Source organism: Citrobacter sp. VF227, from assembly GCF_052950715.1.
This window is the reverse complement of sequence record NZ_JBRFVF010000224.1, coordinates 1-541: the sequence shown is the minus strand read 5'-3', so window position 1 is coordinate 541 and position 541 is coordinate 1. Positions and strand designations below refer to the sequence as shown.

Below are 541 nucleotides of genomic sequence, written 5' to 3'. Positions count from 1 at the left end.
AGGTGCAGCATCCGGCGGGTCAGCGCCGCGCCCCGGCGCGCGCCGGCCGTAGCCCGCGCGACGAGCCGTTCCTGCTCCGGCGCGAGGGCGTGGCGGCGCGTCAGCAGCGTGAGATTCGTCAGAACGACGGTGAGGACGTCGTTGAACTCGTGGACGATGCCGTCGGTCACGCGCCGCAGAACGAGATTGCGGCGCGGCTCGACCTGCTGCGGCAGGGGCGCCGCCTCGCCGCCCGGGAGCTTGCGCATGAGGGCGAAGAGCCGTCGGTCGCCCCGGGCATCGGCGAGGCTCAGCAGCCTCACCTGAACCTGCTGCTCCGGCCAGTCGCGCAGGTGCAGGACCACGTCGTGCGGGCCGTCGGCTCCCAGGGCGGCAGCGCGCGCCCGGTCGAGAACGGGGCGGTCGTCGGCAACGAAACAGGCGGCGAACGGGGCGGCGGACGGGTTTCCGTCGCTGCCGAGCGCGGTCCGGGCATCCAGGAGGGTCCGGCCGGTGTCGGGATCGATCTCGCAGCAGGCCCAGCCGGAGACCGCCTCGAAGG

The 541-nt window shown here is 74.3% G+C and carries 1 protein-coding gene; it reads right to left on the bottom strand.

What is annotated here, in order from left to right; all coding sequences use genetic code 11:
• A partial coding sequence (locus ACU8YC_RS26010) for a hypothetical protein (RefSeq protein ID WP_446896115.1) occupies positions 1-541 on the bottom strand: 541 nt, incomplete at both ends.